This window comes from Pseudomonas sp. PDM02, from assembly GCF_014852285.1.
Taxonomy (GTDB): Bacteria; Pseudomonadota; Gammaproteobacteria; order Pseudomonadales; family Pseudomonadaceae; genus Aquipseudomonas; species Aquipseudomonas migulae.
The window spans coordinates 170,243-193,189 of record NZ_JACVBL010000011.1 but is presented as its reverse complement, the minus strand read 5'-3'; the positions used below and the strand labels follow the sequence as shown (position 1 = coordinate 193,189).

20 protein-coding genes are annotated in these 22,947 nt (G+C 60.3%); 11 read left to right on the top strand and 9 right to left on the bottom strand.

Translation table 11 applies throughout. The features are described 5' to 3' along the window. Window positions 1-49: 49 nt before the first annotated feature. From ispC to rpsB, 7 genes are all read right to left on the bottom strand, one after another. Window positions 50-1,240: a 1-deoxy-D-xylulose-5-phosphate reductoisomerase gene (gene ispC / locus IB245_RS20515; RefSeq protein ID WP_192228495.1), complete on the bottom strand. Its 1,191-nt coding sequence runs from the start codon at window positions 1,238-1,240 to the stop codon at window positions 50-52. Next, entirely contained in the window at window positions 1,237-2,043 is an 807-nt protein-coding gene (locus IB245_RS20510) for a phosphatidate cytidylyltransferase (RefSeq protein WP_008039396.1), read from the bottom strand. Before IB245_RS20510 ends, ispC begins: the two co-directional genes overlap by 4 nt. After that, entirely contained in the window at window positions 2,043-2,798 is a 756-nt protein-coding gene (uppS, locus tag IB245_RS20505; RefSeq protein ID WP_008039394.1) for a polyprenyl diphosphate synthase, read from the bottom strand. The genes IB245_RS20510 and uppS overlap by 1 nt, the downstream gene beginning before the upstream one ends. A gap of 13 nt (window positions 2,799-2,811) precedes the next feature. Further along, entirely contained in the window at window positions 2,812-3,369 is a 558-nt protein-coding gene (frr, locus tag IB245_RS20500) for a ribosome recycling factor (RefSeq protein ID WP_008028968.1), read from the bottom strand. After that, a complete protein-coding gene (gene pyrH / locus IB245_RS20495) occupies window positions 3,366-4,109 on the bottom strand; it encodes a UMP kinase (protein ID WP_003172271.1) in 744 nt (247 codons plus the stop codon). Before pyrH ends, frr begins: the two co-directional genes overlap by 4 nt. 210 nt (window positions 4,110-4,319) lie before the next feature. After that, the gene (tsf, locus tag IB245_RS20490) at window positions 4,320-5,183 is read right to left on the bottom strand and encodes a translation elongation factor Ts (protein ID WP_008028965.1); all 864 of its coding nucleotides are present in this window, start codon (window positions 5,181-5,183) and stop codon (window positions 4,320-4,322) included. A gap of 193 nt (window positions 5,184-5,376) precedes the next feature. After that, on the bottom strand, window positions 5,377-6,114 hold the full coding sequence (rpsB, locus tag IB245_RS20485; protein ID WP_008028964.1) for a 30S ribosomal protein S2: 738 nt from the start codon (window positions 6,112-6,114) through the stop codon (window positions 5,377-5,379). A gap of 373 nt (window positions 6,115-6,487) precedes the next feature. On the opposite strand from rpsB, the gene map reads away from it, so the two are divergent. The 3 genes from map to dapC all read left to right on the top strand — a co-directional run bounded on the left by map (window position 6,488) and on the right by dapC (window position 11,370). After that, window positions 6,488-7,270, top strand: a complete 783-nt coding sequence (gene map / locus IB245_RS20480) for a type I methionyl aminopeptidase (protein WP_008028962.1) — start codon at window positions 6,488-6,490, stop codon at window positions 7,268-7,270. Window positions 7,271-7,315: 45 nt separating this feature from the next. Then, window positions 7,316-10,018, top strand: a complete 2,703-nt coding sequence (locus IB245_RS20475) for a [protein-PII] uridylyltransferase (RefSeq protein ID WP_008039391.1) — start codon at window positions 7,316-7,318, stop codon at window positions 10,016-10,018. Window positions 10,019-10,170: 152 nt separating this feature from the next. Next, on the top strand, window positions 10,171-11,370 hold the full coding sequence (dapC, locus tag IB245_RS20470; RefSeq protein ID WP_192228494.1) for a succinyldiaminopimelate transaminase: 1,200 nt from the start codon (window positions 10,171-10,173) through the stop codon (window positions 11,368-11,370). A 40-nt stretch (window positions 11,371-11,410) separates the two neighbouring features. Here dapC and IB245_RS20465 read toward each other — a convergent pair whose 3' ends face one another. Beyond that, window positions 11,411-13,042, bottom strand: a complete 1,632-nt coding sequence (locus tag IB245_RS20465) for a Na+/H+ antiporter (RefSeq protein WP_008039389.1) — start codon at window positions 13,040-13,042, stop codon at window positions 11,411-11,413. Window positions 13,043-13,330: 288 nt separating this feature from the next. Between IB245_RS20465 and IB245_RS20460 the strand changes: the two genes are divergently transcribed. The 4 genes from IB245_RS20460 to IB245_RS20445 all read left to right on the top strand — a co-directional run bounded on the left by IB245_RS20460 (window position 13,331) and on the right by IB245_RS20445 (window position 16,539). Next, entirely contained in the window at window positions 13,331-13,693 is a 363-nt protein-coding gene (locus IB245_RS20460) for an ArsC family reductase (RefSeq protein WP_192228493.1), read from the top strand. 33 nt (window positions 13,694-13,726) lie between these two features. Further along, a complete protein-coding gene (gene dapD, locus IB245_RS20455) occupies window positions 13,727-14,761 on the top strand; it encodes a 2,3,4,5-tetrahydropyridine-2,6-dicarboxylate N-succinyltransferase (RefSeq protein WP_008039387.1) in 1,035 nt (344 codons plus the stop codon). A 165-nt stretch (window positions 14,762-14,926) separates the two neighbouring features. Then, window positions 14,927-16,132, top strand: a complete 1,206-nt coding sequence (locus tag IB245_RS20450; RefSeq protein ID WP_192228492.1) for a cysteine desulfurase — start codon at window positions 14,927-14,929, stop codon at window positions 16,130-16,132. Continuing rightward, on the top strand, window positions 16,129-16,539 hold the full coding sequence (locus tag IB245_RS20445; RefSeq protein WP_192228491.1) for a SufE family protein: 411 nt from the start codon (window positions 16,129-16,131) through the stop codon (window positions 16,537-16,539). Before IB245_RS20450 ends, IB245_RS20445 begins: the two co-directional genes overlap by 4 nt. An 89-nt stretch (window positions 16,540-16,628) precedes the next feature. Here IB245_RS20445 and tcdA read toward each other — a convergent pair whose 3' ends face one another. Then, window positions 16,629-17,438 (bottom strand): tRNA cyclic N6-threonylcarbamoyladenosine(37) synthase TcdA, encoded by an 810-nt coding sequence (tcdA, locus tag IB245_RS20440; RefSeq protein ID WP_192228490.1) that lies wholly within the window; start codon window positions 17,436-17,438, stop codon window positions 16,629-16,631. Window positions 17,439-17,655: 217 nt separating this feature from the next. Between tcdA and IB245_RS20435 the strand changes: the two genes are divergently transcribed. From IB245_RS20435 to IB245_RS20420, 4 genes are all read left to right on the top strand, one after another. Then, the gene (locus IB245_RS20435; RefSeq protein ID WP_032829235.1) at window positions 17,656-20,247 is read left to right on the top strand and encodes a glycosyltransferase; all 2,592 of its coding nucleotides are present in this window, start codon (window positions 17,656-17,658) and stop codon (window positions 20,245-20,247) included. A gap of 198 nt (window positions 20,248-20,445) precedes the next feature. Beyond that, window positions 20,446-21,597, top strand: coding sequence for a succinyl-diaminopimelate desuccinylase (gene dapE / locus IB245_RS20430; protein ID WP_192228489.1), 1,152 nt, complete (start codon window positions 20,446-20,448; stop codon window positions 21,595-21,597). After that, on the top strand, window positions 21,597-22,409 hold the full coding sequence (locus IB245_RS20425) for a putative RNA methyltransferase (RefSeq protein WP_008039372.1): 813 nt from the start codon (window positions 21,597-21,599) through the stop codon (window positions 22,407-22,409). Before dapE ends, IB245_RS20425 begins: the two co-directional genes overlap by 1 nt. A 75-nt stretch (window positions 22,410-22,484) precedes the next feature. Then, window positions 22,485-22,862 carry a hypothetical protein gene (locus IB245_RS20420; RefSeq protein ID WP_008035469.1) on the top strand — a complete coding sequence of 126 codons (378 nt, stop codon included), beginning with the start codon at window positions 22,485-22,487 and terminating at the stop codon, window positions 22,860-22,862. Window positions 22,863-22,947: the final 85 nt, after the last annotated feature.

The window sequence follows — 22,947 nt, the reverse complement described above, 5'->3', positions numbered from 1 at the left end:
CTTTCTCCGCAACTTATCCGGTGCTGCATGGGCCAACGTATTGCAGCACTTACCGCCCGTGACGACTCAACCACTGCCCGGCCAGTACTCGCGCTTTCGCGTCAGCCGTGAACACCGCCTCGAGATCATCCACCGCAACCACGGGCTCGAGATTTAACACTTCTTCGATGATACTCGCGATTTCCAGATAGCGAACCCGTCCGTCGAGAAAGGCCGCGACAGCCACTTCATTCGCCGCATTGAGCATGGCTGGCGCGCTATTGCCAGCCTCTGCGGACTGACGCGCCAGGCGCAGACATGGGAAACGCTCTTCATCGGGAGCCTGGAAATCCAGGCGCGCAATGGCAAACAGATCCAGCGGTGCGACACCTGAGTCGATACGTTCGGGCCAGGCGAGCGCATTGGCGATAGGCGTGCGCATGTCGGGATTACCCAACTGAGCCAGGACCGAACCATCGATGTAATCGACAAGCGAATGAATCACGCTCTGCGGGTGAATCACCACTTCGACCTGCGACGGCTTGGCATCAAACAGCCAGCAGGCTTCGATCAGCTCGAGGCCTTTGTTCATCATGCTGGCCGAATCTACCGAAATCTTGCGCCCCATGGACCAGTTCGGATGGGCACACGCCTGATCAGGGGTTACATGCACCAGCTCAGCCATAGGCGTCTGGCGGAAAGGACCGCCCGAAGCTGTCAGCAAGATCCGACGGACACCGACCGCACCCAGCCCACGAGCGAAATCCTGCGGCATGCACTGGAAAATCGCGTTGTGCTCGCTGTCGATCGGCAGCAGCACCGAACCGCTTTTACGCACAGCCTGCATGAACAACGCACCGGACATCACCAGTGCTTCTTTGTTGGCCAGGAGTATTTTCTTGCCAGCCTCGACCGCCGCCAGCGTCGGGCGCAGGCCCGCCGCGCCAACAATGGCGGCCATGACGGCATCGACTTCAGGATCGGCGGCGACCTGACACAGCCCCTCCTCCCCCACCAGAACGCGGGTCGACAACCCGGCAGCACGCAAGTCGTCCTGCAAGCCTCGGGCAGCGCCCTGCTCCGGCACAACGGCGAACCGTGGCGTATGGCGGACGCACAACGCGAACAACTCACTCAGGCGAGTGAAACCGCTCAAGGCGAACACCTGATAACGCTCGGGATGACGGGCAATGACGTCGAGCGTGCTCAGACCGATCGAGCCGGTAGCCCCCAGAACGGTAATCTGTTGAGGGCGGCTCACGGTGCCGCCATCCACAACAACACCGCGAACACCGGGATCGCTGCCGTCAGGCTGTCGATGCGATCGAGTACACCACCGTGGCCGGGCAGCAGATTGCTACTGTCCTTGACCCCGGACTGGCGCTTGAACATGCTTTCGGTGAGGTCACCCACTACCGAGATGAACACGATAATTGCGGCACCGATCAACCCTTTGAAAAGCTCGGCAACCGTCCAGTCGCGAACCAGGCCGACAATAACGGTGATGACCAGGCTCAGCGCCAGACCGCCATACACGCCTTCCCAGCTCTTGCCGGGACTTACCTGCGGTGCCAGCTTGCGCTTGCCGAAGGCCCGACCGGAAAAGTAAGCACCGATGTCGGCACCCCAGACCAGCACCATGACGGCCATGATCAACCAGTTGCCCAATGGGTATTGTTTGATCTGCACCAGACCTTGCCAGGCCGGCAGGAGAATCAACAGACCGATCACCAATTTGGTCGCCGCACTGGACCAACGCTCGCTCGAACGCGGATACGTCAACACCAGGTACGTCGCCACGCCCCACCACAGCACCGAAGCGCCCAGCACCCAAGGTGCCAGCCCCGGCAGGATATGCATGACAAACAGCATCAACGCGACGACTGCTGCATAGGCAACGCGGATCGGCTGCTCAGTGAAGCCCGCCAGACGCGCCCATTCCCAGGCACCGAGGGTCACGACCAGCCCGATGAACAGCGCGAAACCGGAGCCTTCGAGCAGGAAAAACCCGCACAGGGCGATCGGCAGCAGGATCAGCGCGGTGATGATTCGTTGTTTGAGCATTAAACCCGGGCCCCAGCCTCGACCTGCTCGCTCGTTTTACCGAAGCGGCGCTGGCGAGAAGCGAAATCGGCCAGCGCGGTGCGCATGGCGTCGTGTTTGAAGTCCGGCCAGAACAGGTCGGAGAAGTACAACTCGGCGTAGGCCAGTTGCCACAGCAGGAAGTTGCTGATGCGGTGCTCGCCACCGGTACGGATGCACAAGTCCGGCAACGGCAGATCGCCAGTGGCCAGGCAGGTTTGCAACAGTTCCGGGGTGATGTCTTCCGGACGCAGATGCCCGGCCTGAACTTCCCGCGCCAGACGCTGTGCGGCTTGCGCGATGTCCCACTGACCGCCGTAGTTGGCGGCGATCTGCAGAACAAAGCGATTGGTGCCCGCAGTCATCGCTTCCGCTTCACGCATCGCAGCCTGAAGCTCAGGATGGAAACGCGAACGGTCACCAATGATGCGCAGACTGATGTTGTTGTCGTTGAGGCGCTTGGCCTCACGACGCAACGCCTTGAAGAACAGATCCATCAAGGCACTGACTTCATCGGCCGGACGCTGCCAGTTCTCGCTGGAGAAGGCGAACAGGGTCAATACCTCGACCTTGGCCTCGGCACACACCTCGATCACTGCACGAACTGCGTCTACGCCCGCTTTATGCCCGGCGACACCTGGCATAAAGCGTTTTTTCGCCCAGCGATTATTGCCATCCATGATGATCGCGACATGACGCGGCACCGCGGACGGCACTGACTGCTTGGTCTTTTCCATGAAAACGCGACCCTTATACGGCCATCAGGTCTTTTTCTTTCTGCGCCAAATTCGCGTCGATTTCAGCCACGTACTTTTTGGTCAGATCATCAATTTCACCAGTGGCGCGACGTTCTTCGTCTTCACTGATTTCCTTTTCCTTGACCAGATCCTTGAGCTGGCTGTTCGCATCACGACGGATGTTGCGCACGGCAACACGAGCGTCTTCAGCGACATCGCGAGCCTGCTTGGTGAAGCCCTTGCGGGTCTCTTCGGTCAGGGCCGGCATGGAGATCAGCAGCAACTCACCCAGGTTGGTCGGGTTGAGGTTCAGACCAGCACTGCCGATGGCCTTGTCGACGGCGCCCAGCATGTTGCGCTCGAAAGCGACCACTTGCAGGGTACGGGCGTCTTTGACGGTGATGTTGGCGACTTGCTTGATCGGGGTGTCGGAACCGTAGTACGGCACCATCACGCCTTCGAGAATGCTTGGGTGCGCCTGGCCAGTACGAATACGGCCGAAGTTGTGCATCAGCGACTCGACGGATTTCTGCATACGCTCTTTAGCGTCTTTCTTGATTTCGTTGATCATTGTTGGCCTTCCTCGATCAGGGTCCCTTCAGCGCCGCCATGCACGATGTTCAGCAGGGCGCCGGGTTTGTTCATGTTAAATACGCGCAACGGCATCTTGTGGTCGCGGCACAGGCAAATGGCGGTCAGATCCATAACACCCAGCTTGCGATCCAGCACTTCATCGTAGGTCAGATGATCGAACTTCTCGGCATGCGGGTCTTTGAATGGATCAGCGGTGTAGACGCCATCGACCTTGGTCGCTTTCAGCACGACATCGGCATCGATTTCGATTGCTCGCAGGCAGGCCGCCGAATCCGTGGTGAAGAACGGATTGCCGGTACCGGCCGCGAAGATCACGACTTCCTTGGCATTCAGGTGGCGCATGGCTTTGCGACGATCGTAGTGATCAGTCACGCCAACCATGGAAATCGCCGACATCACGATGGCCGAGATATTGGCACGTTCCAGCGCGTCGCGCATGGCCAAGGCATTCATCACGGTGGCCAGCATGCCCATGTGGTCGCCGGTGACCCGATCCATGCCGGCCGCGCTCAGCGCTGCACCACGGAACAGGTTGCCGCCGCCGATCACCAGGCCGACCTGGACGCCGATACCGACCAGCTGGCCGACTTCCAGCGCCATGCGGTCCAGAACTTTCGGATCGATCCCGAACTCTTCCGAGCCCATCAGGGCCTCGCCGCTAAGCTTGAGTAGAATGCGTTTATAGCGAGCCTGATAACCACTGCCCTGCTGAGCCATTGCGAATCTCTCCTGCGGCGTATTTTAAAAATTCTTTGCGAGCTGTTTACAGCTGGCGTTCACTCTAGCTTGGCGCTGCTTCAGCGCCATCGGAACATGGCTTTGTAAGCCAGTTCCAAAAGGAAACCAATTAAAAATTGGTGCCCCATCTGAAAAGAGGCTGCGCGCGTAAGCGGGCAGCCTCTTCAGGGCGACAGTTAAAAAACCGTCTTATTGCTTGGCGGCAGCCAGCTGGGCAGCAACTTCTTCAGCGAAGTTGTCGACCGGCTTCTCGATGCCTTCGCCTACTTTGAAGTAGGTGAAAGAAACGATTTCTGCACCGGCTTTCTTGGCCAGTTCGCCAACCTTGATTTCAGGGTTCTTGACGAACGCCTGCTCAACCAGGCTTGCTTCAGCCAGGAACTTGCTGATACGGCCTTTGACCATGTTCTCAACAATGTTTTCTGGCTTGCCTTTGATTTTTTCTTCGTTCAGCTGCAGGAACACGGCTTTTTCGCGCTCGATAGCTTCAGCAGAAACTTCCGATGGCAGCAGGAACTCAGGGTTGCTGGCCGCTACGTGCATAGCGATGTCTTTGGCCAGCTCAACGTCGCCGCCCTTCAGAACAACCGCAACACCGATTTTGTTGCCGTGCAGGTAACCACCAACAACATCACCTTCAACGCGAACCAGACGACGGATGTTGACGTTTTCGCCAACCTTGCCGACCAGTACCAGGCGAGCAGCTTCTTGAGCTTCGATCAACGGAGCGACGTCAGTCAGCTTGTCGGCGAACGCTTTTTCAACGCTGGCAGCAACAAATGCCTTGAAGTCGTCCTGCAGAGCCAGGAAGTCGGTCTGCGAGTTCACTTCCAGCAGAACGGCGGATTTACCGTCTTCTTTCAGAGCGATAGCGCCTTCAGCAGCCACGTTGCCTGCTTTCTTGGCAGCCTTGATGGCGCCCGAAGCACGCATGTCATCAATGGCTTTTTCGATGTCGCCGCCAGCCTTGGTCAAGGCCTTTTTGCAGTCCATCATGCCTTCGCCAGTACGCTCGCGCAGTTCTTTGACCAACGCTGCAGTAATCTCTGCCATTTCAAAATTCCTCTTGGATAGGTTTTCAACCATTCCACCCGATCGAACGGGCGTTCAATTCTTCCCGAACCACCCTTGTTAGCAGCTGCAAGTTACAAATGATGTAAATGCGCCACCGGACAAATGGTTTTCGAGGTGGCAAAAAGGGGGCCAAGCCCCCTTTTTGCTTACTGAGTCAACGCCAAGGCGTCAGTTACTCAGCTGCAGCTGCCGGAGCTTCTTCAACGAACTGCTCGGTGCCGCCAGCAACGTGGTTGCGACCGCGGATTACAGCGTCAGCCATCGAACCCATGTACAGCTGGATAGCGCGGATTGCGTCATCGTTGCCTGGGATGATGTAGTCAACGCCTTCCGGGCTGCTGTTGGTATCGACTACGCCGATAACCGGGATGCCCAGCTTGTTGGCTTCGGTGATCGCGATGCGCTCGTGATCAACGTCGATAACGAACAGAGCGTCTGGCAGACCGCCCATGTCCTTGATACCACCCAGGGAACGATCCAGCTTTTCCAGGTCACGGGAGCGCATCAGCGCTTCTTTCTTGGTCAGCTTGGCGAAAGTACCGTCTTCGGCTTGTACTTCAAGGTCACGCAGACGCTTGATGGAAGCACGGATGGTTTTGAAGTTGGTCAGCATGCCGCCCAACCAGCGGTGATCGACGTACGGCGAACCGCAACGTGCTGCTTCTTCAGCAACGATCTTGCCAGCGGAACGCTTGGTGCCGACGAACAGAATCTTGTTTTTGCCCTGGGCCAGGCGCTCTACGAAAGTCAGAGCTTCGTTGAACATTGGCAGGGTTTTTTCAAGGTTGATGATGTGGATCTTGTTACGCGCGCCGAAAATGTATTTACCCATTTTCGGGTTCCAGTAACGGGTCTGGTGACCGAAGTGCACACCGGCCTTCAGCATATCGCGCATGTTGACTTGGGACATGATAGTTCCTTAATAAGTCGGGTTTGGCCTCCACGTATCCCAATGACCAACCAGCAGCATCAGCTGAAGGCACCCAGGTCATCGTGTCGACACGTGTGTGGATTTAAGCCTTTCGGGGTATCCCCGGAAAGCGGCGCATTTTATATCACAAGGCTCGCAAAAACGGAACCCGGATTCTCAATTCCTGACGCGCGCCTTTATCCGCGCCCTTGGAATCGCCCAAGAATGCGCCTATCTATAGAGAGAAGCGATGTACAGAGGCTCAGATTTGCGCTGTTCGTCTGTTAGAATCGCGTTTTTCAGGGCGGTAAAGATTGATCGCACACTGCCCATTCCGTTTTGACAAGCGCCATCGAGCGTAGAGAGAGCCTGTATGACCGTCACCCTCAAAACCCCGGAGGACATCGCAAAAATGCGTGTCGCCGGCAAACTGGCCGCCGATGTGCTGGAAATGATTGCTGAACATGTCAAGCCGGGCGTCACCACTGAAGAGCTGGACCGCATCTGCCACGACTACATCGTCAACGTGCAGCAGGCCATCCCTGCCCCGCTCAACTACAAAGGCTATCCGAAGTCGATCTGCACCTCGATCAACCACGTGGTCTGCCACGGCATCCCGAACGAGAAGCCATTGAAGGACGGCGACACGCTGAACATCGACGTCACCGTGATCAAGGACGGCTACCACGGCGACACCAGCCGCATGTTCCACGTCGGCACCGTGCCGGTCTGGGCCGAGCGCCTGTCGCAAGTGACCCAGGAATGCATGTACAAGGCCATCGAAATCGTCAAACCCGGCTGCCGCCTGGGCGACATCGGTGAAGTGATCCAGAAGCACGCCGAAAAGAACGGCTTCTCGGTGGTTCGCGAGTTCTGCGGCCACGGCATTGGCAAGGTGTTCCACGAAGAGCCGCAAATCCTGCACTACGGCCGCGCCGGCACCGGCATGGAACTGAAAGCGGGCATGACCTTCACCATCGAGCCGATGATCAACCAGGGCAAGGCCGACACCAAGGTATTGGGCGATGGCTGGACCGCGATCACCAAGGATCGCAAGCTCTCGGCCCAGTGGGAACACACCCTGGCAGTGACCGAAACCGGTTACGAGATCTTCACCCTGCGCAGCGACGACACCATCCCGCGCGTTTCGGCCTGATCCGGTCCGCACAGCTCTCAGCCTTATAGATAGGAAAGCCAATCGATGCCGCAGGTGGATCCCGAACTCTTCGACCGTGGCCAGTTCCAGGCTGAACTGGCCCTGAAGGCCAGCCCGATCGCGGCCTTCAAGAAGGCAATCCGCCAGGCGCGCGAGGTGCTCGACGAGCGCTTTCGCAGCGGCCGGGAGATTCGCCGGCTGATCGAGGATCGTGCGTGGTTCGTCGACAACATCCTGCAAAAGGCCTGGGAGCAGTTCAACTGGAGTGAAGATGCCGACATCGCGCTGGTCGCGGTCGGCGGCTACGGTCGCGGGGAATTGCACCCTTATTCCGATATCGATTTGCTGATCCTGCTGGACAGCGCCGACCACGAAGTTTTCCGCGATTCCATCGAGCGTTTTCTGACGTTGTTGTGGGACATCGGCCTGGAAGTCGGTCAGAGCGTTCGCTCGGTTGAAGAATGCGCCGTTGAAGCCCGCGCCGACCTGACGGTCGTCACCAACCTGATGGAAAGCCGCACCATCTGCGGCCCCGAGCATTTGCGCCAGCGCATGCTCGACGTCACCAGCACTGCGCACATGTGGCCGAGCAAGGAGTTCTTCCTGGCCAAACGCGCCGAGCAAAAGGCCCGTCATCACAAGTACAACGACACCGAATACAACCTGGAACCCAACGTCAAAGGCTCGCCCGGCGGACTACGGGATATTCAGACGATTCTGTGGGTCGCCCGCCGCGAATACGGCACCCTGAACCTGCGGGCATTGGCCGGCGAAGGGTTTCTGGTCGAGAGCGAAAACGCCCTGCTGGCTTCATCCCAGGAATTCCTGTGGAAAGTCCGCTACGCGCTGCACATGCTCGCCGGCCGCTCGGAAGACCGCTTGCTGTTCGACCACCAGCGTTCGATTGCCGGCCTGCTGGGGTTCAAGGGCGATGACGCCAAGCAAGCCATCGAAAACTTCATGCAGCAGTATTACCGGGTGGTCATGAGCATCGCCCAGCTCAGCGACCTGATCATCCAGCACTTCGAGGAAGTCATCCTCGCGCCCGAAGACGAAGCGCCGCCGCAGCCGATCAACTCGCGGTTCCAGTTGCACGACGGCTACATCGAGGCGCGCAACGACAACGTGTTCCGCCGCACGCCGTTCGCCATGCTCGAAATCTTCGTGCTGATGGCCCAGCAGCCGGAAATCAAAGGCGTGCGCGCCGACACCATTCGTCTGCTGCGGGAAAACCGGCACCTGATCGACGACGATTTCCGCAACGACATTCGCAATACCAGCCTGTTCATCGAACTGTTCAAGTGCAAGATCGGCATTCACCGCAACCTGCGGCGGATGAACCGTTACGGCATCCTCGGGCGCTATTTGCCGGAGTTCGGCTTCATTGTCGGGCAGATGCAGCACGACCTGTTTCACATCTATACGGTCGACGCGCACACCCTGAACCTGATCAAACACCTGCGTAAGTTGCAGTACACGCAAGTGTCGGAAAAATTCCCGCTCGCCAGCAAGCTCATGGGCAAGCTGCCCAAGCCCGAGCTGATCTACCTCGCCGGCCTGTACCACGACATCGGCAAGGGCCGGCATGGCGATCACTCGGAAATCGGCGCAGTGGACGCCGAAGCTTTTTGCCAGCGCCATCAATTGCCGATCTGGGACAGCCGCCTGATCGTCTGGCTGGTGCAGAACCACCTGGTGATGTCGACCACCGCCCAGCGCAAGGACTTGTCCGACCCGCAGGTGATCCATGATTTCGCGCAGATCGTCGGTGACGAAACCCGCCTGGATTACCTGTACGTGCTGACCGTCGCCGACATCAACGCCACCAACCCGACGCTGTGGAACTCCTGGCGCGCCAGCCTGCTGCGCCAGCTCTACACCGAGACCAAGCGTGCGTTGCGTCGCGGCCTTGAAAACCCGGTGGATCGCGAAATGCAGATCCGCCAGACCCAGAGCGCCGCCCTGGACATTCTGGTACGCGGCGGCAACGACCCCGACGACGTCGAGCAGTTGTGGTCGCAACTGGGCGATGACTATTTCCTGCGCCACACCGCCGGCGATGTGGCCTGGCACACCGATGCGATCCTCCAGCAGCCGGCCGACGGCGGCCCGCTGGTGCTGATCAAGGAAACCACCCAGCGCGAGTTCGAGGGCGGTACGCAGATCTTCATCTACGCGCCGGACCAGCACGACTTCTTCGCCGTGACCGTGGCCGCGATGGACCAGCTCAACCTGAACATTCACGACGCCCGGGTCATCACCTCCAGCAGCCAGTTCACCCTCGACACCTACATCGTGCTCGACACCGACGGCGACTCGATCGGCGATAACCCGGCGCGGGTCAAACAGATTCGCGAGGGCCTGACCGAAGCCCTGCGCAACCCGGACGATTACCCGACGATCATCCAGCGTCGCGTACCGCGCCAGCTCAAGCATTTTGCGTTCGCGCCTCAGGTGACGATCCACAATGACGCCCAGCGCCCGGTGACGGTGCTGGAGCTCAGCGCCCCGGATCGCCCAGGGTTGTTGGCGCGAATTGGCACGATTTTTCTGGAATTCGACCTGTCATTGCAGAACGCCAAGATCGCCACGCTAGGCGAGCGTGTGGAAGACGTGTTCTTCATTACCGACGCCAACAACCAACCGTTGTCTGACCCACTGTTGTGCAGTCGTTTGCAGGATGCGATCGTCGAACAGCTCAGTGTCAGCCAGGAACCCGATATCAAACTGTCGCGCATAAGCATTTGAATTGGCCGGCTCTTTGTAGGAGCTGGCTTGCCAGCGATGGACTTGAAGGCCCCGCGCTTACCCGATAAGCACGCGTCATCGTTAACGACCATCGCCGGCAAGCCAGCTCCTACAAAGGGCAGGCAGGCCTCCACATTGAACGAGATCTACCGATGAACAACGCTCTGTCCCAGTTGCAGCCTTACCCGTTCGAGAAGCTCCGCGCCCTGCTCGGCAGCGTCACGCCAAACCCGGACAAGCGCCCTATCGCGCTGTCCATCGGCGAGCCGAAGCACCGCTCGCCAAGCTTTGTCGCCGAAGCCCTGGCAAGCAATCTGGACCAGATGGCCGTGTATCCGACCACCCTCGGCATTGCGGCCCTGCGTGAAGCCATCGCCGCGTGGTGCGAACGCCGCTTCAACGTGCCGAACGGCTGGCTCGACCCGGCGCGCAACGTACTGCCGGTGAACGGCACCCGCGAAGCGCTGTTCGCGTTCACCCAGACCGTGGTCAACCGTGGCGACGACGCCCTGGTGGTCAGCCCGAACCCGTTCTATCAGATCTATGAAGGTGCCGCGTTCCTCGCCGGCGCCAAGCCGCATTACCTGCCGTGCCTGGACGAGAATGGCTTCAATCCGGATTTCGATGCCGTTTCCCCGGACATCTGGAAGCGTTGCCAGATCCTGTTCCTGTGCTCGCCGGGCAACCCGACCGGCGCGTTGATCCCGGTCGAAACCCTGAAAAAGCTGATCGCCCTGGCCGACGAGCACGACTTCGTGATCGCTGCGGACGAGTGCTACAGCGAACTGTATTTCAACGAACAAACCCCGCCCGCCGGCCTGCTCAGCGCCTGCGCGGAACTGGGCCGCAAGGACTTCAAGCGCTGCGTGGTGTTCCACAGCCTGTCCAAGCGCTCCAACCTGCCGGGCCTGCGTTCGGGTTTCGTGGCCGGTGATGCCGACATTCTCAAAGGCTTCCTGCTGTACCGCACCTACCACGGCTGCGCGATGCCGGTTCAGACTCAACTGGCCAGCGTTGCCGCCTGGAATGACGAAGTGCATGTGCGCGCCAACCGAGCGTTGTATCGCGAGAAGTATGACGCGGTACTGGAAATCCTCGGCCCGGTGATGGACGTGCAGCGCCCGGATGGCGGTTTTTACCTGTGGCCGAATGTTGAAGGTGATGACGAGGCGTTCTGCCGCGATCTGTTCGTCGAAGAACATGTGACCGTGGTGCCTGGCTCTTATCTGTCCCGTGACGTTGACGGTGCAAATCCGGGTGCCGGTCGGGTGCGCATGGCGCTGGTTGCGCCACTGGCCGAGTGTGTGGAAGCCGCTGAACGCATCCGCGCCTTTATCCAGCGCCGCAAATAAACACAAACCTGTAGGTGCCGGCTTGCCGGCACGAGCGACGCTATTTCACCTGCCCCAGATTGGCTTCGCTCAAGTCCAGCTCCCCCAGCACCTCGCGCAACACGTCATCACCAATCTGGTGGTGACGGCTGAGCTTATACAACTCCAGGCGTTGCGCCCGCAGCGCCTTCAAGCGCAGACGCCGTTCCAGCAGGTCCATCTGAAACGCCAGCGCCTGGGCTTCCGCCGAATCGTTGAACACCTCCAATTGATGCCGATACTCGGACATGATCCGTGCCTTGAGTTCGACAGCGAGCGCTGCCTGGGCGGCGTCCTGCGGATTGGCCTCTTCGGTTTCGAGCGCATGAATGGCGGCTTCGGCGGTTTTGCGCCAGGCATCGCGCACTTCACTGCGACGTTTGTCGTCAGGACTCTTCTCGATGCCGCGCAGCAGCAATGGCAATGCAATACACGCCGCAATCAGCGACAGCAGAATGACCCCGGCCGCGATGAAAATCAGCAGATCGCGCTCAGGAAACGCCTCATTCCCCATCAGTATCGGCACTGACAACACACCCGCCAGCGTCACCGCACCGCGCACCCCACCGACGGTCAACAACCAGCAGGAGCGCGCCGTCGGCACTTGCGTCATTTCGCCCTTGCCGCGCCAACGACGCAGCAGCCCCGACAATCGCCAGATGCTCTGCACCCAGACAAACCGCAACACCACCAGCACCAGGAAAATCGCCACCACGTCGAGGCAGCGATACAGCAGCGTTGGCCACAACGAAGTTTCGTGGCTGGCCACGGCTTTGATGATGTCCGGCAACTGCAAACCCAGCAGCAGGAAGATCAGCCCGTTAAACGCGAACTCCAGCAGTGACCAGACGCTGCGGTTGAGCAGTCGGGTGCTGGTCTGGCGCGGCAGCAGATCGAGCCAGCTCTGCATCATCCCGGCCGCCACGGCAGACAGAATCCCCGAGCCCCCCAGGCGTTCGGCCAGCACGTATGCCGCAAACGGCAGCAACAACATGAAGACCACGTGAGTCGCCGGATCATCCCAACCGCGAGCGATCATCCACGAGCGCAAACGCCCGACCAGCCAGCTCAACGCAACACCGACCGCCAGGCCACCAACCGCCACCAACACGAACGTCAGACTGGCGTTGGCCAGCGAGAACACCCCGGTCACCGCCGCGACCAGGGCGAACTTGAAGGTCACCAGGCCCGACGCGTCATTCATCAGCGCCTCGCCCTGCAACATGTGCATCAGTGGTGTCGGCAGTCGGTTTTGAGAAATCGCCGAGACGGCCACCGCGTCCGTTGGTGACAACACCGCCGCCAAGGCAAAGGCCACCGGCAGCGGAATGCTCGGCAGCAACCAATGGATGAAGTAACCCGCACCGACGACGGTAAACAGCACCAGGCCGACCGCCAAGGTCAGGATCGGCCCCCGCAGTCGCCAAAGTTCGCGCTTGGGCATGCGCCAGCCGTCGGAGAACAACAGCGGCGGCAGAAACAAAAACAGAAACAATTCCGGGTCCAGGGCGACGTGCAAACCGAGCGTCGGCCAGGCCAGCAAGGCGCCGGCACCGATTTGCACCAGCGGCAATGGCAACGGGATCACGCGTCCGACCAGGCGCGAAACACTGACCAGCATCAACAGGATCAGGACGGTGTAAGCGGTTTGCATAAAGCGCGGTTCCCGGACAATCGACAGCATTGAAGTGCCATATTAGCCGCTTAGACTGCGGGTTGACCGTTGTACCAATGTCGCAGGCTGTCGCCAGTCTCGAAAACCCCCCAAACCCTGTAGGAGCCGAGCTTGCTCGCGAAAGCGGCCTGACATTCAACATTGATAGTGGCTGACCTGCCGCTTTCGCGAGCAAGCTCGGCTCCTACAGGGTTTTGCGTTTTAAGCGGACGGTCATGGCATAATCCGTCACCTTTTTTTTCCAGCACCTGTAAAGGGGGCAATTCCTTGACCGATTCAAGCAAAACGTTGCACCTTTTCGGCATCAAAGCCTGCGACACCATGAAAAAGGCGCGCACCTGGCTCGATGAACACGCTGTCAGCTATGACTTTCATGATTACAAAGCGGTCGGAATCGATCGTGAACACCTGAGCCAATGGTGCGACGAGCACGGCTGGCAAGTGGTGTTGAACCGTGCAGGCACGACCTTTCGCAAGCTCGACGACGAACGCAAAGCCGATCTCGACCAGCCGAAAACCATCGAACTGATGCTCGCACAACCCTCGATGATCAAGCGCCCGGTGCTCGATCTCGGTGACCGAACCCTGATTGGCTTCAAGCCAGATATCTACGCGGCAGCGCTCAAGTAAGCCAGCCCGTTCAATTTTGTTAGAGGTATTTACATGTCCACTTCCGTATTCAGCCTGGCCTTTGGTGTCGGCACTCAAAATCGTCAGGGCGCATGGCTCGAAGTGTTTTACGCTCAGCCGCTGCTCAACCCGTCGGCCGATCTGGTCGCGGCCATCGCGCCGGTTCTGGGTTACACCGAAGGCAATCAGGCCATCGCGTTCAGCACCGCCCAGGCTTCGCAACTGGCTGAAGCACTGAAAGGTGTCGACGCAGCCCAGGCTGCCCTGCTGACCCGTCTGGCCGAAAGCCACAAGCCGCTGGTCGCCACCATTCTGGCCGAAGATGCGCCGCTGACTTCCACGCCTGAGGCTTACCTCAAGCTGCACCTGCTGTCCCATCGCCTGGTCAAGCCGCACGGCCTGAACCTGGCCGGCGTGTTCCCGCTGCTACCGAACGTCGCATGGACCAGCCAGGGCGCGATCGACCTCGCCGAACTGGCCGAACATCAACTGGAAGCCCGTCTGCGCGGCGAGCTGCTGGAAGTTTTCTCGGTAGACAAATTCCCGAAAATGACCGACTACGTCGTGCCGGCCGGCGTGCGTATCGCTGATGCCGCCCGTATCCGTCTGGGCGCTTACGTCGGCGAAGGCACCACCGTGATGCACGAAGGTTTCGTCAACTTCAACGCTGGCACCGAAGGCCCGGGCATGATCGAAGGCCGCGTTTCCGCCGGCGTGTTCGTCGGCAAGGGTTCGGACCTGGGCGGCGGTTGCTCGACCATGGGCACCCTGTCGGGCGGCGGCAACATCGTGATCAAGGTTGGCGAAGGCTGCCTGATCGGCGCCAACGCCGGTATCGGTATCCCGTTGGGCGACCGCAACACCGTTGAATCGGGCCTGTACGTGACCGCTGGCACCAAAGTGGCGCTGCTGGACGAAAACAACAAACTGGTCAAAGTCGTGAAGGCTCGTGAACTGGCCGGTCAGCCGGACCTGCTGTTCCGCCGCAATTCGGAAACCGGTGCCGTGGAATGCAAAACCCACAAATCGGCGATCGAACTGAACGAAGCGCTGCACGCTCACAACTAAGCAGAGCGTCACGACCACCTGTTCTTGTAGGAGCGAGGCTTGCCCGCGAAGCTTTTGGGGATCTCACCGGCCCCTTCGCGAGCAAGCTTCGCTCCTACAGGTCCGGCGTAGCCCAGACCATCAGGTCAGGCGTACGTCCGCCCATGTTTAGCAGGGCCCGATACCATGATGATTCTCTCCCCCTGGCGCGCCGATTTTCCGGCCATCGCCGCCCTGCAACGGCAAGACCAGACCTATCTGGACAACGCCGCCACCACGCAAAAACCTCAAGCCCTTCTGGATGCCCTGGCGCATTACTACGCCAATGGCGCAGCCAACGTGCATCGGGCGCAACACTTGCCCGGCGCACATGCCACCCAGGCGTTCGAGGACAGCCGCAATAAAGTCGCGCAATGGCTGAATGCCGGTGATTGCGGGCAGATCATCTTCACCCACGGCGCGACCTCTGCGCTGAACCTCCTCGCCTATGGCCTGGAACATCTTTTCTATCCGGGCGATGAAATTGTCATCAGCGCCCTGGAGCATCACGCCAACCTGCTGCCATGGCAGCAACTGGCCCACCGTCGCGATCTGAAACTGGTGATCCTGCCGCTGGACGCCGACGGCTTGATCGACCTCGACACCGCCGCCGCGTTGATCGGCCCGCGAACCCGCTTGCTGGCGGTCAGTCAGCTGTCCAATGTGCTCGGCGCCTGGCAGCCATTGCCCGCGCTGCTGGCGCTGGCCAAGGCACACAACGCGTTGACCGTGGTCGATGGCGCCCAAGGCGTGGTCCATGGCCGACACGATGTGCAGGCGCTGGGTTGCGACTTTTATGTCTTTTCCAGCCACAAGCTCTATGGCCCGGATGGCCTGGGGGTGTTGTTCGGCCGCCATGAGGCGCTCAAGCAACTGCGCCATTGGCAGTTCGGCGGCGAAATGGTGCTGGATGCGGATTACCAGAACGCGCGCTTTCGTCCTGCTCCGCTGGGTTTCGAGGCAGGAACGCCGCCGATCTCCAGCGTGATTGGTCTCGGTGCGACGCTCGATTACCTCGCTGGCCTCGATCAGGACGCGGTTTCGGCCCATGAAGCCGCGCTGCATGACTATTTGTTGAAAGGTCTTGAGGCGCGCGACGGCATTCGCTTGCTGGGCAAACCGCAACTGGCCCTGGCGAGTTTTGTCGTCGAGGGTGTGCATAACTCTGATCTGGCGCACTTGCTGACAGAACAGGGGATCGCGGTGCGCGCCGGTCATCATTGCGCGATGCCGCTGCTGAAAAGCTTTGAACTGGCCGGGGCGATTCGGGTGTCGTTGGCGCTTTACAACGACTCCGAGGACCTGCAACGGTTCTTTGATGCGCTGGATCAAGCGCTGGAGTTGTTGCGATGAACCTCCCTGCTGATGCGGAAATGGCGCTCGAAACTTTTCAGGCCGCCGCAGGCTGGGAGCAACGCGCGCGACTGCTGATGCAATGGGGCGACCGGCTGCCGGCATTGAGCGATGTGGATAAAGTCGACGCCAACCGCGTGCATGGCTGTGAAAGCCAGGTGTGGTTGGTGGGATCGTTGCAGGACGGTCACTGGCAGTTTGCCGCGAGCAGCGATGCGCGGTTGATTCGCGGGTTGGTGGCGTTGTTGCTGGCGCGGGTTAACGGGTTGTCGGCGGTCGAGTTGCAGCAGGTGGATTTGCCGGACTGGTTCAGTCAGTTGGGACTGTCGCGACAGCTCTCCCCTTCGCGCAGCAATGGTCTCAATGCCGTGCTTCAGCGAATGAATGAGTTGGCCGCGCCCCTGTAGGAGCGAGGCTTGCCCGCGAAGGCGCCGTACCTGACACACCGCTTTCGCGGGCAAGCCTCGCTCCTACAGGTATTGCAAACCATTTCCTGTCAGGCAGGTTTAACCCGATCCGCCGGGCGCCGCACACCCGCCACAATCTTATCCACAGCCTTGGTCGCCGCGACCATGCCGAACGTCGCCGTCACCATCATCACCGCACCAAACCCGCCCGCGCAGTCCAGCTTCACGCCATCCCCGACAAAACTCTTCTGCAGGCAAATGCTGCCGTCCGGTTTCGGATAACGCAGCTGCTCGGTGGAGAACACGCACGGAACGCTGTAATGGCGGGTCACGGTACGGGAGAAGTTGTAATCGCGGCGCAGGGTCGAGCGCACTTTCGAGGCCAACGGGTCGTTGAACGTACGGTTCAGGTCGCAGACCTGGATCAACGTCGGGTCGATCTGCCCGCCCGCCCCGCCCGTGGTGATGATCTGGATCTTGCGGCGCTTGCACCAGGCAATCAGTGCAGCCTTGGCGTTGACGCTGTCGATGCAGTCGATCACACAGTCGATGTTCGGCGTGATGTATTCGGCCATGGTGTCGCGGGTGACGAAATCCGCCACCGCGTGCACCGTGCAATCCGGGTTGATCCCGCGCAGGCGCTCAGCCATCACCTCGACCTTTGGCTTGCCGACGGTGCTGTCCAGCGCATGCAACTGACGGTTGGCATTGCTGACGCAGACGTCGTCGAGGTCGAACAGCGAAATCTCGCCCACGCCACACCGCGCCACCGCTTCCGCAGCCCAGGAGCCGACGCCACCGACGCCGACGATCGCCACGTGCGCCGCGCGCAAGCGCTCTAGCCCTTCGATGCCATACAAACGGGCGATGCCTGCAAACCGCGGATCTTCTGTGCTCATGACCATTACCCCAAAAACCGGCGCGCATTATAGGGCCACACGCCAAAAGATCTAAGCTACAAGCGACAAGTGTAAGAACTTATGTGAAAGCCGATTGCCCAATGTCGTGCAATTCCCTGTCCGATGTACGTTCAGTGAACTGCCGGTGTAGGATGCGCGCCCCTTGGCGATCGCCAACCGTTCCTTCGTTCCACAGCCTTTGGAACCCGAAATAGCTATGTCATCGCGTAAATTTGGACTCAACCTGGTCGTGGTGCTCGCCATCGCAGCCTTGTTTACCGGCTTCTGGGCGCTGATCAATCGCCCGGTCACCGCCCCCAACTGGCCTGAACAGATCTCCGGTTTCTCGTACTCGCCGTTCCAGCAAGGCCAGTATCCGCAGAAAGAGCAGTATCCGACCGACGATCAAATGCGTCGCGATCTGGAGATCATGAGCAAGCTGACGGACAACATCCGTACCTACTCGGTCGATGGCACCCTGGGAGACATTCCCAAACTGGCAGAGGAATTCGGCCTGCGGGTCACCCTGGGGATCTGGATCAGCCCGGACCTGGAACGCAACGAGCGGGAAATCACCCGGGCCATCGAAATCGCCAACTCCTCACGCAGCGTGGTTCGTGTGGTCGTAGGCAACGAGGCCATCTTCCGTAAGGAAATTACCGCTGCCGAACTGAGCGTGCTCCTTGATCGCGTTCGCGCAGCCGTGAAGGTGCCGGTCACCACGTCCGAGCAATGGCACGTCTGGGAAGAACACCCGGAACTGGCCAAGCACGTCGACCTGATTGCCGCGCACGTGCTGCCTTACTGGGAATACATCCCGGTGGACAAGGCCGGCCAGTTCGTCCTCGACCGCGCTCGCGACCTGAAAAAGATGTTCCCGAAAAAACCACTGCTGCTCTCGGAGGTTGGCTGGCCGAGCAACGGCCGCATGCGTGGCGGCACCGATGCGAGCCCGGCAGATCAGGCGATCTACCTGCGTACGCTGGTGAACAAGCTTAACCGCCAGGGTTTCAACTACTTCGTGATCGAAGCATTCGACCAGCCGTGGAAGGCCAGTGACGAAGGTTCGGTGGGCGCGTATTGGGGCGTGTTCAACGCTGCGCGTCAGCAGAAATTCAACTTCGAAGGCCCGGTCGTCGCGATCCCGCAATGGCGCGTGCTGGCCATCGGCTCGGCGGTGTTGGCCCTGCTGTCCCTGACCTTGCTGATGATTGACGGCTCGGCCCTGCGTCAACGTGGCCGCACCTTCCTGACTTTTATCGCCTTCTTGTGCGGTTCGGTGCTGGTGTGGATCGGCTACGACTACAGCCAGCAATACAGCACCTGGTTCAGCCTGACCGTAGGATTTCTCCTCGCACTCGGCGCACTCGGGGTCTTTATCGTCCTGCTGACCGAGGCGCATGAACTGGCCGAAGCGGTCTGGACCCACAAACGCCGGCGTGAATTCCTGCCGGTGGTGGGCGATTCGGACTACAGGCCGAAAGTCTCGATTCACGTGCCGTGCTACAACGAGCCGCCGGAGATGGTCAAACAGACCCTCAACGCCCTGGCCAACCTCGACTATCCGGACTTCGAAGTCCTGATCATCGACAACAACACCAAGGACCCGGCCGTCTGGGAGCCGGTGCGCGATTACTGCGCAACCCTCGGCCCGCGCTTCAAGTTCTTCCACGTCGCACCGCTCGCCGGCTTCAAGGGCGGCGCGCTGAACTACCTGATTCCGCACACCGCCAAGGATGCCGAAGTGATTGCGGTGATCGACTCTGACTACTGCGTCGACCCGAACTGGCTCAAGCACATGGTGCCGCACTTCGCCGATCCGAAAATCGCTGTGGTGCAGTCGCCGCAGGATTATCGCGACCAGAACGAAAGCACCTTCAAGAAGCTCTGCTACGCGGAATACAAAGGCTTCTTCCACATCGGCATGGTCACCCGTAACGACCGCGACGCGATCATCCAGCACGGCACCATGACCATGACCCGGCGCTCGGTGCTCGAGGAACTCGGCTGGGCCGACTGGTGCATCTGCGAAGACGCCGAGTTGGGTCTGCGCGTGTTCGAGAAAGGCTTGTCGGCGGCGTACTACCACACCAGCTACGGCAAAGGCCTGATGCCCGATACCTTTATCGACTTCAAGAAACAGCGTTTCCGCTGGGCCTACGGTGCGATTCAGATCATCAAGCGTCACACCGCCAGTCTGCTGCGCGGCAAGGACACCGAGCTGACCCGTGGCCAGCGCTACCACTTCCTCGCGGGCTGGTTGCCGTGGGTGGCGGATGGCATGAACATCTTCTTCACCGTGGGCGCACTGTTGTGGTCGGCGGCGATGATCATCGTGCCGCAGCGGGTCGATCCGCCGTTGCTGATTTTCGCGATCCCGCCATTGGCGCTGTTCGTGTTCAAGGTCGGCAAGATCATCTTCCTCTACCGTCGCGCCGTTGGCGTGAACCTCAAGGATGCGTTCTGCGCGGCGCTGGCCGGGCTGGCGTTGTCGCACACCATCGCCAAAGCGGTGCTGTACGGCTTCTTCACCAGCAGCATTCCGTTCTTCCGCACGCCGAAAAACGCCGATAACCACGGCTTCTGGGTGGCGATTTCGGAAGCGCGTGAAGAGATGTTCATCATGCTGCTGTTGTGGGGCGCGGCGCTGGGGATCTTCCTGGTGAACGGGCTGCCGAGCAACGACATGCGCTTCTGGGTGATCATGTTGCTGGTGCAGTCGCTGCCGTACCTGGCGGCGCTGATCATGGCGTTCCTGTCCTCGCTGCCGAAACCGGCCGTCGAGGCCGAAACGGCACCGGCAGTCTAAATCTTTGCAGATGCACTAAACGGCGGCCAATGGCCGCCGTTTTGCTTTAAGATAACCGCCATTTTCCAGGCCTTGCCCCCCATTTCCCGTAGGAGCGAGGCTTGCCCGCGAACGAAGCGACTCGGTGTAACAGATACACCTCATTATCGTTCTTCGCGGGCAAGCCTCGCTCCTACAGATAAAGCACCGGAGTTTTCCATGACGGCCCACGCCGACCTTTCGCCGACCCTTCAACTCGCCATCGACCTGATCCGCCGTCCGTCCGTGACGCCGGTCGACGCCGATTGCCAGAAGCAGATGATGCAGCGCCTGGGCGATGCCGGTTTTATGCTTGAGCCAATGCGCATCGAAGATGTGGATAACTTCTGGGCCACCCACGGCAAGCACGACGGCCCGGTACTGTGCTTCGCCGGCCACACCGACGTGGTCCCGACCGGCCCGGTGACCGCCTGGCAGATCGACCCGTTCAACGCGCTGATCGACGAACACGGCATGCTCTGCGGTCGTGGCGCGGCCGACATGAAAGGCAGCCTGGCGTCCATGACCGTGGCCGCCGAGCGCTTCGTCGCCGATTACCCGGATCACAAGGGCAAAGTCGCGTTCCTGATCACCAGCGATGAAGAAGGCCCGGCGCACCACGGCACCAAGGCAGTCGTTGAGCGCCTCGCCGCCCGCAAGGAGCGTCTGGACTGGTGCATCGTCGGCGAACCGTCGAGCACCACCCTGGTGGGTGACGTGGTCAAGAATGGCCGTCGCGGTTCCCTCGGCGCCAAACTGACGGTGCACGGTGTGCAAGGTCACGTCGCGTATCCGCACCTCGCCAAGAACCCGATCCACCTTGCCGCCCCGGCGCTGGCCGAACTGGCCGCCGAGCATTGGGACCACGGCAACGATTTCTTCCCGCCGACCAGTTTCCAGATTTCCAATGTGAATTCCGGCACTGGCGCGACCAACGTGATCCCCGGTGATCTGATAGCGGTGTTCAATTTCCGCTTCTCCACCGAGTCCACTGTTGAAGGCTTGCAGAAGCGCGTCGCCGATATCCTCGACAAGCATGGCCTGGACTGGCACATCGACTGGGCGCTGTCCGGTCTGCCGTTCCTCACCGAACCGGGCGCGTTGCTGGACGCCGTCGCGTCGAGCATCAAGGACATCACCGGTCGCGAAACCAAAGCCTCCACCAGCGGTGGCACCTCCGATGGGCGCTTTATCGCGACCATGGGTACACAGGTGGTTGAACTGGGCCCGGTCAACGCGACGATCCACCAGGTCAACGAGCGCGTGCTGGCCGCCGACCTCGACGTGCTGACCGAAATCTACTACCAGACCCTGATCAAGTTGCTCGCCTGATGCTTGCCTGCCCGATCTGCAGCGAACCGCTGAACGCGGTGGACAACGGCGTGGCCTGCCCCGCCGGGCATCGTTTCGACCGCGCGCGCCAGGGTTACCTGAACCTGTTGCCGGTGCAGCACAAGAACAGCCGCGACCCTGGGGATAACCTGGCGATGGTCGAAGCCCGGCGCGACTTCCTGAACGCCGGGCATTACGCGCCGGTGGCCAGGCGTCTCGCTGAGCTGGCGGCGCAATACGCGCCGCAGCGCTGGCTGGACATCGGTTGTGGCGAGGGTTACTACACCGCGCAAATTGCCGAGGCGTTGCCGAACGCAGACGGTTACGCACTGGACATCTCCCGGGAAGCGGTCAAACGCGCCTGCAAACGCAACCCGCAGCTGACCTGGTTGATCGCCAGCATGGCGCGGGTGCCGTTGGCGTCCGGCAGTTGTCAGTTTCTCGCCAGCGTCTTCAGCCCGCTGGACTGGGAAGAAGCCAAGCGCCTGCTCAGCCCCGGCGGCGGTTTGATGAAAGTCGGGCCGACCAGCGGCCACCTGATGGAATTGCGCGAGCGGCTGTACGACGAAGTGCGTGAGTACACCGACGACAAGCATCTGGCCCTGGTGCCGGACGGCATGGCGCTGCAACACAGTGAAACGCTGGAATTCAAGCTGACGCTTGCAAGTGGTCAGGATCGCGCCAACCTGTTGGCCATGACGCCTCACGGCTGGCGCGCCAGTGCCGAACGCCGGGCGGCGGTCATCGAACAAGTGGAACCGTTCGAGGTCACTGTTTCGATGCGCTACGATTATTTTGTTCTTCAATCTTAATTTTTGGTCTTGAGCAGCAGCTTGAGGCCGGCTAAATCCGCGAATGGATTTTTCAGACCCGCAGTGAGGACATCCATGCGCCAACCCGATATCGAGATTTACCTGAAAGACGCCGACGTCGACCACAAGGCCGTATCCGCCTGGCTCGGCGCGGCTCTGGGCCCGTGCACCGATTGGGTTCAGAAAGGTCAGACCTACAAGTGCAAGGCTGGCAACGTGCCAGTGACCTGGCTGCCGAAAGCGGTAGGAAAATGGAACAGCCTGTACCTGGAAAGCGACCAGACCCCGTGGGAAGACGACATCGCCTGCGCCCGCGCCGCGTTTGCCGCGCTGAACGTAGAAGTACGTTGCGCGCCGGGCAGTTGGGTCGAGGAAGAAGGTGAAGAGACAGCGGATCGCTGGATGCGCATCAGCGCCGATGGCGAAGAAGAGATCACCTGGAAAACTGCTTAACCCATCACACCACGAACCTGTCGGAGCGTGGCTTGCCCGCGAAGCTTTTAGCGTCAGTGATGACGCCTTCGCGGGCAAGCCTCGC

Bases quoted from the DNA above. Each gene is read 5' to 3' on its own strand.
- IB245_RS20510 (WP_008039396.1), bottom strand. From the start codon at position 2,043: ATGCTCAAACAACGAATCATCACCGCGCTGATCCTGCTGCCGATCGCC.
- uppS (WP_008039394.1), bottom strand. From the start codon at position 2,798: ATGGAAAAGACCAAGCAGTCAGTGCCGTCCGCGGTGCCGCGTCATGTC.
- frr (WP_008028968.1), bottom strand. From the start codon at position 3,369: ATGATCAACGAAATCAAGAAAGACGCTAAAGAGCGTATGCAGAAATCC.
- pyrH (WP_003172271.1), bottom strand. From the start codon at position 4,109: ATGGCTCAGCAGGGCAGTGGTTATCAGGCTCGCTATAAACGCATTCTA.
- tsf (WP_008028965.1), bottom strand. From the start codon at position 5,183: ATGGCAGAGATTACTGCAGCGTTGGTCAAAGAACTGCGCGAGCGTACT.
- rpsB (WP_008028964.1), bottom strand. From the start codon at position 6,114: ATGTCCCAAGTCAACATGCGCGATATGCTGAAGGCCGGTGTGCACTTC.
- map (WP_008028962.1), top strand. From the start codon at position 6,488: ATGACCGTCACCCTCAAAACCCCGGAGGACATCGCAAAAATGCGTGTC.
- IB245_RS20475 (WP_008039391.1), top strand. From the start codon at position 7,316: ATGCCGCAGGTGGATCCCGAACTCTTCGACCGTGGCCAGTTCCAGGCT.
- dapC (WP_192228494.1), top strand. From the start codon at position 10,171: ATGAACAACGCTCTGTCCCAGTTGCAGCCTTACCCGTTCGAGAAGCTC.
- IB245_RS20465 (WP_008039389.1), bottom strand. From the start codon at position 13,042: ATGCAAACCGCTTACACCGTCCTGATCCTGTTGATGCTGGTCAGTGTT.
- dapD (WP_008039387.1), top strand. From the start codon at position 13,727: ATGTCCACTTCCGTATTCAGCCTGGCCTTTGGTGTCGGCACTCAAAAT.
- IB245_RS20450 (WP_192228492.1), top strand. From the start codon at position 14,927: ATGATGATTCTCTCCCCCTGGCGCGCCGATTTTCCGGCCATCGCCGCC.
- IB245_RS20445 (WP_192228491.1), top strand. From the start codon at position 16,129: ATGAACCTCCCTGCTGATGCGGAAATGGCGCTCGAAACTTTTCAGGCC.
- tcdA (WP_192228490.1), bottom strand. From the start codon at position 17,438: ATGAGCACAGAAGATCCGCGGTTTGCAGGCATCGCCCGTTTGTATGGC.
- IB245_RS20435 (WP_032829235.1), top strand. From the start codon at position 17,656: ATGTCATCGCGTAAATTTGGACTCAACCTGGTCGTGGTGCTCGCCATC.
- dapE (WP_192228489.1), top strand. From the start codon at position 20,446: ATGACGGCCCACGCCGACCTTTCGCCGACCCTTCAACTCGCCATCGAC.
- IB245_RS20425 (WP_008039372.1), top strand. From the start codon at position 21,597: ATGCTTGCCTGCCCGATCTGCAGCGAACCGCTGAACGCGGTGGACAAC.
- IB245_RS20420 (WP_008035469.1), top strand. From the start codon at position 22,485: ATGCGCCAACCCGATATCGAGATTTACCTGAAAGACGCCGACGTCGAC.